The sequence below is a fragment of the Gordonia sp. DT219 genome, from assembly GCF_049847065.1.
Classification (GTDB): domain Bacteria; phylum Actinomycetota; class Actinomycetes; order Mycobacteriales; family Mycobacteriaceae; genus Gordonia.
Window position 1 is genome coordinate 170471 of record NZ_JBNCNR010000001.1, and the last position, 15111, is coordinate 185581.

Genomic DNA, 15111 nt, shown 5'->3' on the forward strand with positions numbered 1-15111 from the left:
GGTGCCCGGCGAGGACGTCGCGGCCCGGCACTACCGGGGGCGCGACCCGATCACCGACGAACCTGTCGAACTGTGGGTTGTCGACGGCCGCATCTCGCTGGCGAAGGTACCCGGCGCGCTCACCGTCGCCGACGGTTCGTGGATCCTTCCGGGACTCGTCGATGCCCACAACCACGTGGGGATCGCGCCCGGACTGGGCGTCACGATCGAGCAGGCGCGGAACTTCGCACGCCAGGACGTCGCCGCGGGCACCTTGCTGATCCGTGAGGTCGGATCACCGGTGGACACCCATCCACTCGACGATGACCCGCGCTGCCCGCGCTTCATCCGAGCGGGAAAACACATCGCCCGGCCCAAGCGATACCTTCGCGACTACGGTGTCGATCTGGCCGATCCGAACGATCTTGCCGACGAGGTCGCCCGGCAGGCCGCCAACGGCGACGGCTGGGTCAAGATCGTCGGTGATTGGATCGACCGCGAGGCCGGCGATCTTGCGCCGTTGTGGGAGCGCGGGCAGCTCGAGGCGGCGGTGCGCGTGGCACACGATCACGGGGCGCGGATCACCGCGCATGTCTTCGGCACCGACGCACTTGATGACTTGATCGCGGCCGGGGTCGACTGCATCGAACATGGCACCGGGCTGCGGACCGACCATCTCGATTTGTTGGTTGATCGGTCGATTGCCTTGGTTCCCACCATGATTCAAGTCGACAACTTTCCGGGGATCGCCGACGGCGCAGATCGGTTCCCGACCTACGCCGCCCACATGCGCGCTCTGCACGCCAACGCCATCGACGTCTTCGCCGCGGCGCGGGAGGCCGGCGTGACCATGTTCGCCGGCACCGACGCCGGGGGTTTCGTCGAACATGGCCGCATCGTCGACGAGGTCGAACGGTTGGCCGGCATCGGGCTCGGCGCGCGGGGCGCGCTGGCCGCGGCGAGCACCGAACCGCGGCGCTGGCTGAGGGCCGGACTCCTCGCGCACGGCGACCGTGCCGACTTCCTCGTCTTCGATGCCAACCCGGCGACCGACCTCGGTATCCTGCGCCATCCGCAGGCGATCGTGTGCTCCGGGCTTCACCTCTGAAGGGTGCGTCACGGATCTATTCCGTCTCGGTTCAAATGTGATCCAAATCACCAGCTGTCCGTTGATACCCGTACTTACTCTTCGGTAGGGTCACAGATGCATTGCAGGCGTGACCAGCCTGCAACAGCATCCGGGTCATCTGGGCGGCCCGGTCAAGGGGTGGGTCCGACCGCCGCGGACGCGAGGCGGGTCGAGAGAAAGTCGGACATGCGGTTACCTTTCGCGGGGTGGGTAACCGCATGTCTGCACCCCGGACCTGGCGGTGGCGCGCGTTACTCGATTTCTTTCCCTCGGGTCGGTCTGGCAGAATGAACCGCTGGTTCGTCGGACCCGGTTACGTACCGCCCGACGGTCACACCGATACAGATCGCAAAACCGGGCCCCACAACCGGTGGGGTCGCTGAATTGCGCAGTGGCCACGAAAGAAGAAGACATGGCTGTCAAGATCAAGCTCACGCGGCTCGGCAAGATCCGTAACCCGCAGTACCGCATCATCGTCTCCGACGCGCGCACCCGCCGCAACGGCCGCGCCATCGAGACCATCGGCAAATACCACCCGAAGGAAGACCCGAGCTTCATCGAGGTCGATTCCGAGCGCGCCCAGTACTGGCTGAGCGTCGGCGCACAGCCGACCGAGCCCGTCGCCGCCATCCTGAAGATCACCGGTGACTGGCAGAAGTTCAAGGGACTGCCGGGTGCCGAGGGCACCCTGAAGGTCGCCGAGCCCAAGACCTCGAAGCTCGACCTGTTCAACGCGGCGCTGGCCGCGGCCGACAGTGCGCCCGCCGCCGAGGCCACCACCCCCAAGAAGAAGCCCGCCAAGAAGGCCGATGCGCCGGCCGACGCCACTGACGAGACCGCCGCCAAGGACCAGGCGTGAGCGCTGTGGCCGCCGACGCCGTGGAACATCTCGTCCGCGGCATCGTGTCCAACCCCGATGACGTACGCGTCGATCTGATCACCGGACGACGGGGCCGACTCGTCGAGGTCCACGTCAATCCCGAGGATCTGGGCAAGGTGATCGGGCGCAACGGCCGGACCGCCACCGCGCTGCGCACCCTGGTTGCCGGGATCGGTGGCCGCGGGATGCGTGTCGATATCGTCGACACCGACCGCTGATCAGTCGCGCAATGGAGCTCGTGGTGGGCCGGGTGGTCAAATCCCACGGCGTTCGCGGCGAACTCGTCGTCGATATCCGCACCGACGAACCGCAGGAGCGATTCGCGCCGGGTGCGACCCTGCATGGCCGGTTGCCGCGTGGCGCCGGCGAGCGCACCTTCACGGTGACAGCCGCCCGGGAACATTCCGGGCGGCTGTTGCTGTCGCTGGCCGAGGCCACCGACCGTTCGACCGCCGACGCCCTGCGGGGCACCCTGTTCCTCGTCGACAGTTCGCAGGTCGATTCCGGGGACGATCCCGATTCCTTCTACGATCACGAACTCGAGGGTGTGGCGGTGACCACGATCGACGGCGCCGACGTCGGGATCGTCGACTCCGTGCTGCATCTGCCGGCCAACGACATCCTGCTCGTCCGAACCCCTGATCAACGAGAGATCCTCGTACCGTTCGTGCGCGAGATCGTGCCGACGGTCGGTCTCGACGGGATCGTGATCGACCCACCGGAGGGGCTCATCGACGAACTAGGTGATCACGACGAACTAGGTGATGACTCCGATATCCCGACTGCCGGTACCCCGGCGCCCGACGGCGAGGCGCGCTGACGGTGCGGATCGACATCGTCACGATCTTTCCCGAGTATCTGCAGCCTCTGCGAGTGGCGTTGCTGGGCAAAGCCATTGAGCGTGAACTTCTCGACGTCGAGGTGCATGACCTGCGTGAGTGGACTCATGACGTCCACCGCAGAGTCGACGATTCGCCCTACGGCGGCGGCCCGGGCATGGTGATGAAGCCGGATGTGTGGGGCCCCTGCCTCGACGCGGTGTGTCCCGACGACGCCGTGCTTGTGGTCCCCACCCCGGCCGGCGTCCCGTTCCGGCAGGCCACCGCTGCGCGTTGGAGCGAGCAGACGCATCTGGTATTCGCCTGCGGCCGCTATGAAGGCATCGATCAGCGGGTCTTCGACGATGCCGCACGCCGGGTCCGGGTCGAGGAGGTCTCGCTCGGCGATTTCGTTCTCATCGGTGGTGAGGTCGCCGCGATGGCGATGATCGAGGCCACCGTCCGGTTGATGCCGGGCGTCCTCGGCAATCCCCGCTCCCATCAGGAGGATTCCTTTTCCGACGGACTGCTCGAGGGGCCCAGCTACACCCGGCCCGAGGTGTGGCGAGACCTGCCGGTCCCGCCGGTGCTGCTCTCGGGTGATCATGCGAAGGTCGCCCGCTGGCGCCACGATCAGTCGCTGCAGCGCACCCGCGCACGCCGCCCGGATCTGCTGCCCGATCACGACCCCGGAGAGCGCGGCGCCGGCCCCGACCTGTGAATCGATCTCCGGCGAACACCGCGTTCTGGGGATAAACTCGGGCAATTCGCGCACGCCGCCGACTCGCGGGGCGACGCGACCGGGGGAGGCGGCAGTGGGGAAATTCGATGGTGTTCGTTGGGCCGACATGCTCGACGAGGTCGACCGGCAGCGTGCCGAGATCCGGCGGACGGCCGACGCGCTTGCCGGCCTCACCGCCCGGGCGACGAGCGCGGACCGATCGGTGACGGTCACCGTGAACGCCCGGGGCATGCTCGTCGGGCTCGAGATGGCTCCGGTGGCAATGCGCCGGTACCGAAGTGAGCAACTGTCGGAGATGATCACCGGACTTGTCGCCGCCGCCGATCGCAGCCTGCGGGATCGTCGTGAGGTGCTCCTCAGCGCAGCCGCCGGCGCCGAACCCGGCCTCGCCGACGTGGAAGTCACCGCCCGATGAGCACTGAACTCGGCGGCGTCGATGTCGACGCCCATGCTCTGGACGTGCTCGCTCACCGGCTCCGGGGCCTCGCGCATCGGCTGAGTGATGCCCGTGCCGATCTCGAAGTGCTGCTGGCACAGCTGGATTCGGCGTTGGGGGACGATGTCGGTGCCCAACGGTTCCGCGGCGGTGTCATCGCCACCACCACGGCTCTGGCGGCGTCGGTGACCGCCGCTGCCGAACGTGTCGGCGACCATGCGGTCCTCGTCGGCGATGGTGCGCGTCGCCTCGACGACACCGATGCCCGGGCGGCCCGGCACCTATCGGGTCCCGGCGCAGGCGTCGATGCGTCCGGCACGAGCTGATCGACCCATGGCCGAGCAGAGCCCGAGGGCGCCCGGTGGTGAGGTGTCGGCGTCTCCCGATGCGCGAACGCGCGTCGAGCAATCGGTACCCGGCTGCTGGCCCACCAGCGACGACGAGGCCCTGCGCGCGGTCGCGGCCGGACTCGATGGGCTGGGCCGGCGGGTGCAGGAGATCGCACGCGACATCGAGGCGATGCACCGGGACGTCGAGTGTTCCGTGGGCCGATTCCCGCGGGCAGTCCTCGACGGCCGCGATCGCCTCCTCGGGGCCGGCGCCGAGGGGCTGAGCGGGCTGGTCGACGAGCTGACCGCCATGGCCGCGGGGACCGTCGCCTTCGCCGATCTGACCGTCACCGCCCGGCACCGGGTCGAACTCATCGCCGCCATCGTCGATCGAGACCGATTGCTCGGCGAGATCGGGGCCGCCCTCGGCGACGACACCCTTGCCGTTCGGGCGGCGAGCGCCGGACGACTCGCCTTGACCGCGGCCGGAGACGACTACGCCGAGCAATCCGCCGACACGGCGGCCGCCCACCAGAGCGCGGGCGATCACGACGGGCAGGTCGGCGCGCCGGCGGGGGCCGCGACGAGCGCCATGATGCCGATGGCCGGCTTCGCGGGGATGGGTGCGGCCGCGGCGGGCGCAGGCGCGGCAGGTGGCCGGGCGATCCGCGCCGCGTCTGCGGAGCGGACGCAGATGGGCATCGACGACGACGAACCGCCCGAGCTCACCCGCGCCGAGTGCGATGCGATCATGAGACGCGCCGCCGCGGTGCAGGCGTCGTTGCCCGATGACGTCGCTTCGTGGGTGCAGACCGCCGTCGGCGTCGGAGACGATCGGCAGAACGGGCGGATCGTGGTTGTTGCCACCAGTGATCCGGTGCCGTACCTGCGGGTCGGGATGGTGTTGCGGGCAGCAGAAGAACTCGTCGGTGACGGTCGTGACCCACAGGTCGCGGTCCTGGACCACATGATGCGCGCCGGACTGGTGCCGCTGGCCGTCGCGTCGACGCAGCCGCCGACCCCGGCGGCACGTGCCGCACTTGCCGATGCGGGAATTCGCCCGCTGCTCGCGCCGCGGCAGCGCAATGCCCCGGAGAGGTGATCGGTCGTGGTCCACCGACCGGCGATTTCGTCGCCCAGGGGTGCATCTGGCACAATAGTCGGGTTGCCTGGTGGCGGTCCGTACGGACGCGCCGTCAGTACACGCCATGACTCGGAGCACGAACCGGTCGAACCCCAACCCTGCCTGGGTCAGGCACCGGGTGGGGCCGCCAGGTTCCTCTGTTCACGCCAAGCCAGAACAAGGACCATGACACATGAACATCCTGGACTCTCTCGACAAGCAGTCGTTGCGCGACGATATCCCCGAATTCGGTCCCGGTGACACCCTTGACGTCCACGTCAAGGTCATCGAGGGTGCCAAGGAGCGCGTGCAGATATTCAAGGGCGTCGTGATCCGCCGCCAGGGCGGCGGCATCCGCGAGACCTTCACCGTCCGCAAGGTGTCCTTCGGTGTCGGCGTGGAGCGCACGTTCCCGATCCACAGCCCCAATATCGCCAAGATCGACGTCCTCACCCGTGGTGACGTGCGGCGCGCCAAGCTCTACTACCTGCGTGATCTGCGCGGTAAGGCCGCCAAGATCAAGGAAAAGCGCTGACGCGTCTACCCTGACGACGTGGCTGACACCAATCACGCCGACGCCGGCGACGAGCGTGCCCGCGCGGCCGCCGATGAGTCCGACGAGCCCTCGACGGCGCGACGGCCCTGGCGTACCAAGAGCGACAAACCCGAGAAGAAGAAGGGTTCGCTGCTGCGCGAGACGATCATCATCGTCGTCTGCGTCCTGCTGATCAGCTGGATTCTGCAGACCTTCATCGGTCGGCAGTACGTGATCCCGTCGGAGTCGATGGAATCGACGCTCATCGGCTGCTCCGGATGCACCAATGATCGGATCTTCGTCGACAAGCTGTCGTACACCTTCGGCGATCCCAAACCCGGTGACGTCGTCGTGTTCAAGGTGCCCGACGAGTGGGGTGAGAGCGGGTGGGCGTCACCACGTTCGTCGAATGTGGTGGTGCACCGTCTCCAGGACGCGTTGTCGTGGTTCGGCTTCGCGCCACCCAACGAGAACGACTACGTCAAGCGTGTGATCGCCGTGGGCGGGCAGACCATCGAATGCCGCAACGACGAGGGCGTCGGGGTGAAGGTCGACGGCAAGGCACTGCACGAGTCGTACATCAACATGGATCTACAGCGGCAGAACCTGGCCAACGGCTTCGTCCGGCCGGAGGCGATCACCTCGAGCGGCTCCCTCAACAGTTGTCTCGGAGCCGACTTCGGGCCGATCAAGGTGCCCGCAAATCAGGTCTTCGTGATGGGCGACAACCGTACGCGCTCCTCCGATTCGCGCTATCACATCCAAGATGCCAACGGCGCGAACTACGGTGGCACCGTCCCCGTCGACGACATCCGCGGCAAGACGCAATTCATCATCTATCCGTTCTCACGGATGGGCGGTGTGGACTCGGTCGATCCGCAGCCGTGACCGCCAGTCCGATGAACACCAGCGCCATGTGTATCGCCACCGGGTCGTCGCGATGAGTCGATGGCCCCCACGCGTGCAGGTTCGCCGCGCCGCCGGCTTGCGGACCTTCGAGTTCACCCTGCACCGCGGCGGATTGGGTCCGGTCGCGGGAGTCGACGAGGCCGGCCGTGGAGCCTGCGCCGGACCGTTGGTTGTCGCCGCATGTGTGCTCCGGCCGACGCAGCCGAGTTCCCTCGCCGATCTCGACGACTCCAAGAAGCTCACCGAGATCACCCGGGAGAGGCTCTATCGGGCAGTCACCCGCCACGCGCAGGCATGGTCGGTGGTCGTCGTCGAAGCCGAAGAGATCGATCGCATCGGAATCCACGTCGCCAATATCGAGGGCATGCGACGCGCAGTCGCCGGCCTGGAGGTGGCGCCGGGTTACGTGTTGTCCGACGGATTCGCGGTGCCCGGCCTGACCGTGCCCTCGCTGCCGGTGATCGGCGGCGACGGTGCGGCCGCGTGTATCGCCGCGGCCAGCATCCTCGCCAAGGTGACCCGCGATCGCATGATGGTCACGATGGACGGCGAGTTGCCCGGCTACTCCTTCGGCGTACACAAGGGGTACAGCACCGCGCTGCACATGTCCCGCCTCGACGAGCTGGGACCGTCACCGCAACACCGGATGTCCTACCGGAATGTCGCATCGAGGCGGCTGCGCGCCCCGGCCGAGCCACAAATATCCGTGGGCGGACCCGCCGCTCCCGACACCGACGAGCAGGTGTCCCGCGATAGGCTTACAGGATGAGCGCTGAGGATCTCGAGAAGTACGAAACCGAGATGGAGTTGTCCCTGTATCGCGAATACAAGGACATCGTCGGCCAGTTCACCTATGTGGTCGAGACCGAGCGCCGCTTCTACCTTGCCAACGCCGTCGAACTGGTGCCCCGCAACGCCGAGGGCGAGGTCTACTTCGAACTGCGCATGAACGATGCCTGGGTATGGGACATGTACCGGCCGGCGCGCTTCGTCAAGCAGGTGCGGGTGCTCACCTTCAAGGACGTCAACATCGAAGAACTCGAAAAGCCCGAGCTGCGACTGCCCGACGAACCCTGAGTTGTGCACAGTGTTCCTTGTGTCCACAGCATAGGTCTCCGCGCGGTCTGATCCCGGGTGGCGAGTCGGGGTGACAAGCGATTCTTGTCCCCATGACAGCGGAATCTGTGGGGGACGGGCGTACTCGCTCGCGGCGGGCGGATGTGGGTCGGTTGGGCGAGGATCTCGCGGCCGAGTTCGTCAGTGGTCTGGGTTGGTCGGTCCTGGAGCGCAATTGGCGTAATCGGTACGGAGAGCTCGATCTGATCGCTGTCGACGGTCGGCGGCTGGTCGTGATCGAGGTGAAGACCCGCGCGTCGCGGGTATTCGCCGATCCGGTGGCCGCGGTGACCCACGACAAATTGATGCGGATGCGTCGATTGACCCGGATGTGGTTGGCGCAGCAGCAGATGCGGTGGCCGGAGATCCGGTTCGACATCATCTCCGTCCAGCTCGACCCAGGGCGTCCGTCGGCGGTGGACCGGGCGGAGGTGCGCCACCATGTCGGTATCGTCGAGTGAGGAACTCGTGCCGGCGCGGATGTCGTTGGGACGTACGTACTCGGTGGGCCTGAACGCCTTCGAGGCACACGTGGTCGAAGTCCAGGCAAATGTGGGGCAGGGCCTTCCCGGCGTGACGATCGGTGGCAACGTCGACACGTCCCTGCGGGAGGCGAAGGAACGTCTGCGCGCGGCGATCACCAACTCCGGCTTCGCGTTTCCCGACATGAAGGTGACCGTGAGTCTGTCACCGGCGGATCTGCCCAAACGTGGCTCGTCGCACGACCTCGCGATGTCCGTGGCGATCCTCGCCGCGCGCGAATTGGTGTCACCGGCGAAGCTGCCGTCGACGGTATTGCTCGGTGAGCTCGCACTCGACGGTGGGATCAGACCGGTACACGGGGTGTTGCCCGCGGTGATCGCGGCGCGTAAGGCGGGTTTCACCCGGGCGGTGGTGCCGTTGGCCACGGTCGCCGAGGCGGCCTTGGTGACGGGTATGGAGGTCGGCGGAGCACGTAATCTGGCCGAGGTGGTCCGCTGGCTGGCCGGAGCGACCGTACTCGACACAGTCGACGACTCCGCGACGGGGCCACCGATTGTCGAGGTGCCCGACATGGCCGACGTGGTCGGTCAGAGTCAGGCGCGCCACGCCCTCGAAATCGCCGCTGCCGGAGGCCATCACTTACTGATGACAGGTCCGCCGGGCATCGGGAAGACGATGTTGGCGCGGCGGTTGCCGGGCATTCTGCCGCCCTTGGACAGCGAAGAATCGCTCGAGGTCACCGCCATCCATTCCATCGCGGGTGTACTCGCCCCTGGTGCGCCGCTGGTCACCGACCCGCCGTTCATCGATCCGCACCACACGACCTCGACCACCGCGCTCCTCGGCGGCGGAACCGGGATGGCACGGCCGGGTGCGGTGTCGCTGGCACACCGTGGGGTGCTGTTCCTCGACGAATGTGCCGAGATGGGTGCCAAGGTTCTCGACTCGCTGCGCCAGCCACTCGAGGAGGGCGAGGTGCGAGTCACGCGGCGCGACGGAGTCGCGAAATATCCTGCTCGGTTTCAACTGATCCTCGCCGCCAACCCGTGCCCGTGTGCCCCGGTCCGTGACGTGCAGTGCGTCTGCAGTGCGGTGGTGCGTCGCCGCTACCTGGGCAAGTTGTCGGGCCCGCTGATGGATCGGGTCGACATCCGGGTGCGGATGGATCCGCCAGGCAATGCCGCATTGGCCACCGAGACCGGCGAATCGAGTGTGACCGTTCGCGAACGGGTCACCGAGGCACGGGGTGCGGCGGCCGAACGATGGCGGGAGTACGGGTGGCGCACCAATTCCGAAGTGCCGGGTCCGGTGTTGCGCAGGCGCTTCCGGTTGCCCCCGCACGTCGTGGCGCCGGTGGAGGCGAGCCTGCGAGAAGGCCGGCTCACGGCGCGCGGCGCCGACCGCGCACTTCGGCTCGCGTGGACGCTGACCGACCTGGCCGGGGGCGTGGCACCCACCGAAACCGAAGTGGCCCAAGCACTTCTCTACCGCGACCGGGGGACCTATCGATGATGACCGACACCGAACGACGTGCGTGGGCATATCTCGCCCGCGTTGCCGAGCCACCGTGCGTTTCGCTGACCGCACTGATCGCCGAGATCGGGGCCGTCGATGCCGCCGCAGCCATCGCCCGGCAACAGGTGCCGCGTGGCCACGAGTCGGTGTTGCGGGCGACGCGGGCACGTGCCGCCGAGGACCGGTCGGCGTCGGATCTCGAGGTCGCGCACCGATGTGGAGCGCGTCTGATCACTCCCGACGACGACGAATGGCCGGGCTTTTCGCTGCTCGCACTGGCACAGGCCGACACCGGTGAGCGAGGCGGCGTGCCGCTGGCGTTGTGGGCTCGGGGCCCCGCGCGCGTCGATGATCTCGCGGCCGCCTCGATCGCACTCGTCGGCTCGCGGGCCGCCTCCTCGTACGGCGAACACGTGACCGGACTGCTCGCCGGAGAACTCGTCGACCACGGCTGGGGCATCGTCTCCGGTGCCGCGTTCGGCGTCGACGGCATCGCCCACCGCTCAGCTCTGGCGAGCGGCGGACCGACGATGGCGGTGCTGGCCTGCGGAATCGACCGGGACTACCCGGCCGCACACTCGCGCCTGCTTGCCGAGATCGCCGACCGTGGGGTCATCGTCTCGGAGTACCCACCGCACACCACCGCGGCCCGCCACCGGTTCCTGACACGCAATCGGCTCGTCGCGGCGCTGTCGAACGCGGTTGTCGTGGTCGAGGCAGGGGCCAGGTCCGGGGCGGTGAGCACCGCAGCCTGGGCGGTCAAGCTCGGTCGGCCGCTGGGTGCGGTGCCCGGACCGGTCACCTCGGCGACTTCGGTCGGCTGCCACGAGCTGATCACCGACGGGCGCGCCGCACTCGTCGCCGATGCCTCGGCCATCATGACGCTGGCCCGTCCAGACGGCGTGGCGGGCCCTGACCACGGCCCGGCGCGGGGCACCGATGGCCTCACCCCGGTGCAGCAACGCGTCCACGACGCTCTTCCCGGCCGCGGGGCGGTGACCATCGAGGAGATCGTGTTCTCCGCCGGTGTCGAGATCGGCGAGGTGCGCGCTGCGCTGGCGCTGATGGAGCTGGGCGGAATGGTCGCAATGGAGGGCAGCGGCTGGCGGCTGCCCTGAGCACCCGCGCCGCCCCGGTGGCCATCGAGCTCGCTAGATTAGGCTCACCTAATCCGGCGTACAGTGGTCGGGCGAAGGAGGTTCCATGGCCAAGCAAGTGAACACGATGACGGTTCTGCGACGTGAGCAGATCAGCCCACATATGGTGCGGCTGTACCTCGGCGGCGAAGGATTCGACGACTTCGTCCCCGCGGTCGGCAAGGACGGACGAGCCGAGACGGACATGTACGTCAAGCTCATCTTCATGCCCGAGGGTGTGGATTTTCCGGAAGACTTCGATCCGCGGACGTCGAGAACGCTTCCGCCCGAGCAACAACCGACTCTGCGGACCTACACCGTGCGCAGCCTCGATGCGCAGCGCCGCGAGCTGCTCGTCGACTTCGTCGTGCACGGCGACGAAGGCCTGGCCGGTCCGTGGGCTGCGAGCGTCGAGCCGGGCGCCACCGTCCGTTTCCTCGGTCCGGGCAGTGGTTACCACCCGAACCCTGATGCGCCCTGGCACCTGCTCGCCTGCGACGAGGCGGGGTTGCCCGCGGTCGCCGCTGCACTCGAGTCGATGCCCGCCGATGCAGTCGCCAAGGTATTCATCGAGGTCGCCGGGCCCGCCGACGAGATCGAGCTCCGGGCTCCCGCGGGCGCCGAGATCACCTGGGTGCACCGCGGCGGTGGGGCCGGGGAGGTCGGCGACGATCGCGCCGGTGACAACGCGCCGCTCGTCGCGGCGGTCCGCGACGCGTCGTGGCTCGACGGCGAGCCGCATGTCTTCATCCATGGTGAGGCCCAGGCCGTCATGCACAACCTGCGCCGCTACATCCGCAAGGAACGTGGTGTCGGCGCGGCCAATGCGTCGATCTCCGGGTACTGGCGCCGTGGGCGCACCGAGGAGGGCTTCCGGAAATGGAAGGCCGAACTTCGGGAGGCCGAGGATGGTGCCGATAAGCCCCGCGACGGCCGGCGGGTCGGCGACCTCGTCCGCTGACTCCTGGTCCTGCGTCCAGGGGCCTGCGAGGTACCGATCCGGCAACGCCGACGCGTGTGCGGTTGCGCGCAGAGAAGCGCTCGGGTGTGCTCAGGGGCATGCCTGACACCGAGAGCGATCTCCACAGCGGGGACACCGCACGGGGATCGTCGTCGGTGGCCGACTTCGCCGAGTTTCTTCGGTTCGAGAAGGGGAACAGCGAACACACCATCCGCGCATACGTCGGTGATGTTCGCGGACTGGTCGGCTTTGCCGGTGCACGCGGCACGCCGGTGCAGGCGATCGATCTCGGCCTGCTGCGTTCGTGGCTCGCCGAGCACACTCGCCGGGGAGCGGCTCGCACGAGTGTCGCCCGCCGGGTCTCGTCGGCAAAGACGTTCTGCGCGTGGGCGGTTCGTGAAGGCATCCTCGCGACCGATCCGTCGACCCGGCTGCAGGCCCCCAAAGCCCATCGCGTGTTGCCTGCGGTTCTCACCGCCGAGCAGGCGGCCGCAGCGGTCGCCACCGGTGCGCGCGGCGGCGTGGGCGGTGGAGACGGCGCTCATGGCGACGAGGCGGATCGTGCGGGCACCGACGCCGGCCCCAGCGCGGTTGCCCTGCGGGACCGGGTGATTCTCGAAGTCCTCTACGGCAGTGGTATCCGGGTGGGTGAACTGTGCGGCCTCGACCTCGACGACGTCGACGCCGGCAGGCGGGTGCTGCGGGTGATCGGCAAAGGCGACAAGCAGCGGGCCGTTCCCTACGGCGTCCCTGCTGCGCAGGCGCTCGACGCGTGGCTCGCGCACGGACGTCCACAGCTGGTGACCGGCGATTCGGGCCGGGCGCTGTTGCTCGGGGCGCGTGGTGGCCGGCTGAACCAGCGGATGGCCAGGACCGTGGTGGGTGCGGCTGTTGCCGCCGTCGGCGGGCCCGCGATGGGCCCGCACGGGCTGCGGCACAGCGCCGCCACCCATCTGCTCGAGGGCGGTGCCGACCTACGGGTGGTGCAGGAGCTCTTAGGGCACTCGTCGCTTGCGACCACCCAGCTCTACACCCATGTCAGCGTCGAACGGCTCCGTGCGGCGCATCGGCAGGCACACCCCCGCGCATAGCCTTCGCCAATGGGCGCGAGGCCGTCGCACCCCAGCATGCACGCGCACAGCGGCCGGGTCTCAGCCGGGCGCAGACGGATCGCCGACGGGTTTGAGTCGGACGCGTACGGCGCCGAGCAGCCCGAGCGGATTCAGATATTCGGCGTCGTGGCCAGTGCCACGACGGGCACCCCAATGCAGGCATGCCGGCGCCCGGCAACCGGGATGCCCCGGCTCGAGGGTGCCGATCCGTTCGCCGCGGCGCACCCGTGCACCTCGGGAGACGCCGGCCCGCACAGGCTCATACGTGGTGATCAGGCCGTCGCCGTGCGCGACCGACACCGCAGGTTTGCCTGCGACGACGCCGGCGAAGCGCACCACGCCGTCTGCAGTGGCGACCACCGCGGCCCCCGGTTCCGCGGCGAGATCCACGCCGCGGTGCCCGGGCTGCCAGCGCTGTGGCGGGTCGTCGTAGCCTCGGACGATCGTCGGCCGGGGTGGCAGCGGCACGGTGTAGCCGGCTCCTGCGGGGCCGGGGTGCGCGCCCACCAATACGGGAACGAATATCAACAACGAGGTGAGGAGAAGGAACTCGACGATGGCGAGCGCAAGTGCGCGTCGCAGAGGTCGTCGTGAACGGGCAGGACCCTCGATCGGGGACCGGATGGCGGTGATCATGTCAGATCAGACGCAGCCGGACGGCGATCGGCTCCACGGCACGCGTACTGATATCGACAGACCGGCGCGGCGCCCCGGTGCGTCGGGCGGCCGCGGGGTCAACGCACCACCGGGTTTTTGGATTACCGCAGGACACACGCGTAGACTGGCCGAGCACCTCGCCCTCGGTGAGGTGACTTCGCGCGCTCGCACACCGATCGTCACCAACGGTGACGATCGATCTTCATCCGCGTGGGCGGTCCCGGTCGATCCGGGTTCCGCGCGGACGCGGCGCCAGGGTTCGGACCGACCGGTTCCGAACGTCAACTGCGACAAAAGGAATGAGACCTCATGGCTGTTGTGACCATGAAGCAGCTGCTCGACAGCGGCGCACACTTCGGGCATCAGACCCGCCGTTGGAACCCGAAGATGAAGCGTTTCATCTTCACCGACCGTAACGGCATCTACATCATCGATTTGCAGCAGACGCTGACCTACATCGACAAGGCCTACGAATTCGTCAAGGAGACCGTTGCCCACGGTGGCACGATCCTGTTCGTCGGTACCAAGAAGCAGGCTCAGGAGTCGGTTGCCGCAGAAGCAACCCGCGTCGGCATGCCGTATGTCAATCAGCGCTGGCTCGGTGGCATGCTCACGAACTTCCAGACCGTCCACAAGCGCCTTCAGCGAATGAAGGAGCTCGAGGCCATGGAGCAGACCGGCGGGTTCGAGGGTCGCACCAAGAAGGAAATCCTGATGCTGACCCGCGAGAAGAACAAGCTCGAGCGGACACTCGGCGGTATCCGGGACATGGCGAAGGTGCCGTCGGCCATCTGGGTGGTGGACACCAACAAGGAGCACATTGCCGTCGGTGAGGCGCGCAAGCTCAACATCCCCGTCATCGCGATCCTGGACACCAACTGCGATCCCGACGTCGTCGACTACCCGATTCCGGGCAACGACGACGCGATCCGCAGCGCCGCCCTGCTCACCCGCGTGATCGCCTCCGCGGTTGCCGAGGGTGTTCAGGCCCGTGCCGGTCAGGCTTCCGGGGATACCAAGCCGGCCGCCGGTGGCGGCGAGCCCCTCGCCGAGTGGGAGCAGGAATTGCTGACGCAGGCCACTGCGCCCGCCGAGGGTTCCGCCACGGCGCCTGCCGAGGCCGACTCCGCCGCGGCGCCTGCCGAGGCCGGCTCCGCCACGGTGCCCGCCGAGGCCGGCTCCGCCACGGTGCCCGCCGACGGTGGCTCCGCCACCGCATCCTGACGAAACCGACACTCTCTCTAAGGAGGC

19 protein-coding genes are annotated in these 15111 nt (G+C 68.2%); 18 read left to right on the forward strand and 1 reads right to left on the reverse strand.

The window, feature by feature from the left end:
- Nucleotide 1: 1 nt before the first annotated feature.
- The 17 genes from ACPXB3_RS00835 to ACPXB3_RS00915 all read left to right on the forward strand — a co-directional run bounded on the left by ACPXB3_RS00835 (nt 2) and on the right by ACPXB3_RS00915 (nt 13182).
- Nucleotides 2-1087, forward strand: a complete 1086-nt coding sequence (locus ACPXB3_RS00835; protein ID WP_425703175.1) for an amidohydrolase family protein — start codon at nt 2-4, stop codon at nt 1085-1087.
- A gap of 433 nt (nt 1088-1520) precedes the next feature.
- On the forward strand, nt 1521-1967 hold the full coding sequence (gene rpsP, locus ACPXB3_RS00840) for a 30S ribosomal protein S16 (RefSeq protein WP_425725970.1): 447 nt from the start codon (nt 1521-1523) through the stop codon (nt 1965-1967).
- Complete coding sequence (locus ACPXB3_RS00845) at nt 1964-2206, forward strand: RNA-binding protein (protein ID WP_425703179.1); 243 nt, start codon at nt 1964-1966, stop codon at nt 2204-2206. The genes rpsP and ACPXB3_RS00845 overlap by 4 nt, the downstream gene beginning before the upstream one ends.
- 11 nt (nt 2207-2217) lie before the next feature.
- A complete protein-coding gene (gene rimM, locus ACPXB3_RS00850) occupies nt 2218-2808 on the forward strand; it encodes a ribosome maturation factor RimM (RefSeq protein WP_425703181.1) in 591 nt (196 codons plus the stop codon).
- Between the two features lie 2 nt (nt 2809-2810).
- On the forward strand, nt 2811-3527 hold the full coding sequence (trmD, locus tag ACPXB3_RS00855) for a tRNA (guanosine(37)-N1)-methyltransferase TrmD (RefSeq protein ID WP_425725971.1): 717 nt from the start codon (nt 2811-2813) through the stop codon (nt 3525-3527).
- 94 nt (nt 3528-3621) lie between these two features.
- Nucleotides 3622-3963, forward strand: a complete 342-nt coding sequence (locus tag ACPXB3_RS00860) for a YbaB/EbfC family nucleoid-associated protein (protein WP_425725972.1) — start codon at nt 3622-3624, stop codon at nt 3961-3963.
- Nucleotides 3960-4310, forward strand: a complete 351-nt coding sequence (locus tag ACPXB3_RS00865) for a hypothetical protein (RefSeq protein WP_425703187.1) — start codon at nt 3960-3962, stop codon at nt 4308-4310. The genes ACPXB3_RS00860 and ACPXB3_RS00865 overlap by 4 nt, the downstream gene beginning before the upstream one ends.
- Nucleotides 4311-4317: 7 nt before the next feature.
- Entirely contained in the window at nt 4318-5415 is a 1098-nt protein-coding gene (locus ACPXB3_RS00870) for a hypothetical protein (protein ID WP_425725974.1), read from the forward strand.
- 214 nt (nt 5416-5629) lie between these two features.
- A complete protein-coding gene (gene rplS / locus ACPXB3_RS00875) occupies nt 5630-5971 on the forward strand; it encodes a 50S ribosomal protein L19 (RefSeq protein ID WP_425703191.1) in 342 nt (113 codons plus the stop codon).
- 18 nt (nt 5972-5989) lie between these two features.
- Nucleotides 5990-6859: a signal peptidase I gene (gene lepB / locus ACPXB3_RS00880; protein ID WP_425725975.1), complete on the forward strand. Its 870-nt coding sequence runs from the start codon at nt 5990-5992 to the stop codon at nt 6857-6859.
- 52 nt (nt 6860-6911) lie between these two features.
- Nucleotides 6912-7649, forward strand: a complete 738-nt coding sequence (locus ACPXB3_RS00885; protein WP_425703195.1) for a ribonuclease HII — start codon at nt 6912-6914, stop codon at nt 7647-7649.
- Nucleotides 7646-7957: a DUF2469 domain-containing protein gene (locus ACPXB3_RS00890; RefSeq protein WP_425703197.1), complete on the forward strand. Its 312-nt coding sequence runs from the start codon at nt 7646-7648 to the stop codon at nt 7955-7957. Before ACPXB3_RS00885 ends, ACPXB3_RS00890 begins: the two co-directional genes overlap by 4 nt.
- A gap of 92 nt (nt 7958-8049) precedes the next feature.
- Nucleotides 8050-8457, forward strand: a complete 408-nt coding sequence (locus ACPXB3_RS00895) for a YraN family protein (protein ID WP_425725977.1) — start codon at nt 8050-8052, stop codon at nt 8455-8457.
- A 19-nt stretch (nt 8458-8476) separates the two neighbouring features.
- A complete protein-coding gene (locus tag ACPXB3_RS00900; RefSeq protein WP_425726394.1) occupies nt 8477-9991 on the forward strand; it encodes a YifB family Mg chelatase-like AAA ATPase in 1515 nt (504 codons plus the stop codon).
- Complete coding sequence (dprA, locus tag ACPXB3_RS00905) at nt 9988-11112, forward strand: DNA-processing protein DprA (RefSeq protein WP_425725979.1); 1125 nt, start codon at nt 9988-9990, stop codon at nt 11110-11112. The genes ACPXB3_RS00900 and dprA overlap by 4 nt, the downstream gene beginning before the upstream one ends.
- Nucleotides 11113-11197: 85 nt before the next feature.
- Nucleotides 11198-12091, forward strand: coding sequence for a siderophore-interacting protein (locus ACPXB3_RS00910; protein ID WP_425725981.1), 894 nt, complete (start codon nt 11198-11200; stop codon nt 12089-12091).
- A 98-nt stretch (nt 12092-12189) separates the two neighbouring features.
- Nucleotides 12190-13182 (forward strand): tyrosine recombinase XerC, encoded by a 993-nt coding sequence (locus ACPXB3_RS00915; protein ID WP_425725983.1) that lies wholly within the window; start codon nt 12190-12192, stop codon nt 13180-13182.
- Between the two features lie 60 nt (nt 13183-13242).
- On the opposite strand, the gene ACPXB3_RS00920 is transcribed toward ACPXB3_RS00915, so the two are convergent.
- The gene (locus ACPXB3_RS00920) at nt 13243-13839 is read right to left on the reverse strand and encodes a M23 family metallopeptidase (RefSeq protein WP_425725985.1); all 597 of its coding nucleotides are present in this window, start codon (nt 13837-13839) and stop codon (nt 13243-13245) included.
- A 330-nt stretch (nt 13840-14169) separates the two neighbouring features.
- Here ACPXB3_RS00920 and rpsB point away from each other — a divergent pair, with 330 nt between their 5' ends.
- Nucleotides 14170-15084 carry a 30S ribosomal protein S2 gene (gene rpsB, locus ACPXB3_RS00925; protein WP_425725987.1) on the forward strand — a complete coding sequence of 305 codons (915 nt, stop codon included), beginning with the start codon at nt 14170-14172 and terminating at the stop codon, nt 15082-15084.
- Nucleotides 15085-15111: the final 27 nt, after the last annotated feature.

Bases quoted from the DNA above. Each gene is read 5' to 3' on its own strand.
- ACPXB3_RS00900 (WP_425726394.1), top strand. From the start codon at position 8,477: ATGTCGTTGGGACGTACGTACTCGGTGGGCCTGAACGCCTTCGAGGCA.
- ACPXB3_RS00870 (WP_425725974.1), top strand. From the start codon at position 4,318: ATGGCCGAGCAGAGCCCGAGGGCGCCCGGTGGTGAGGTGTCGGCGTCT.
- ACPXB3_RS00915 (WP_425725983.1), top strand. From the start codon at position 12,190: ATGCCTGACACCGAGAGCGATCTCCACAGCGGGGACACCGCACGGGGA.
- dprA (WP_425725979.1), top strand. From the start codon at position 9,988: ATGATGACCGACACCGAACGACGTGCGTGGGCATATCTCGCCCGCGTT.
- ACPXB3_RS00890 (WP_425703197.1), top strand. From the start codon at position 7,646: ATGAGCGCTGAGGATCTCGAGAAGTACGAAACCGAGATGGAGTTGTCC.
- ACPXB3_RS00920 (WP_425725985.1), bottom strand. From the start codon at position 13,839: ATGATCACCGCCATCCGGTCCCCGATCGAGGGTCCTGCCCGTTCACGA.
- ACPXB3_RS00885 (WP_425703195.1), top strand. From the start codon at position 6,912: ATGAGTCGATGGCCCCCACGCGTGCAGGTTCGCCGCGCCGCCGGCTTG.
- ACPXB3_RS00895 (WP_425725977.1), top strand. From the start codon at position 8,050: ATGACAGCGGAATCTGTGGGGGACGGGCGTACTCGCTCGCGGCGGGCG.
- rplS (WP_425703191.1), top strand. From the start codon at position 5,630: ATGAACATCCTGGACTCTCTCGACAAGCAGTCGTTGCGCGACGATATC.
- ACPXB3_RS00865 (WP_425703187.1), top strand. From the start codon at position 3,960: ATGAGCACTGAACTCGGCGGCGTCGATGTCGACGCCCATGCTCTGGAC.
- rpsP (WP_425725970.1), top strand. From the start codon at position 1,521: ATGGCTGTCAAGATCAAGCTCACGCGGCTCGGCAAGATCCGTAACCCG.
- ACPXB3_RS00910 (WP_425725981.1), top strand. From the start codon at position 11,198: ATGGCCAAGCAAGTGAACACGATGACGGTTCTGCGACGTGAGCAGATC.
- rpsB (WP_425725987.1), top strand. From the start codon at position 14,170: ATGGCTGTTGTGACCATGAAGCAGCTGCTCGACAGCGGCGCACACTTC.
- rimM (WP_425703181.1), top strand. From the start codon at position 2,218: ATGGAGCTCGTGGTGGGCCGGGTGGTCAAATCCCACGGCGTTCGCGGC.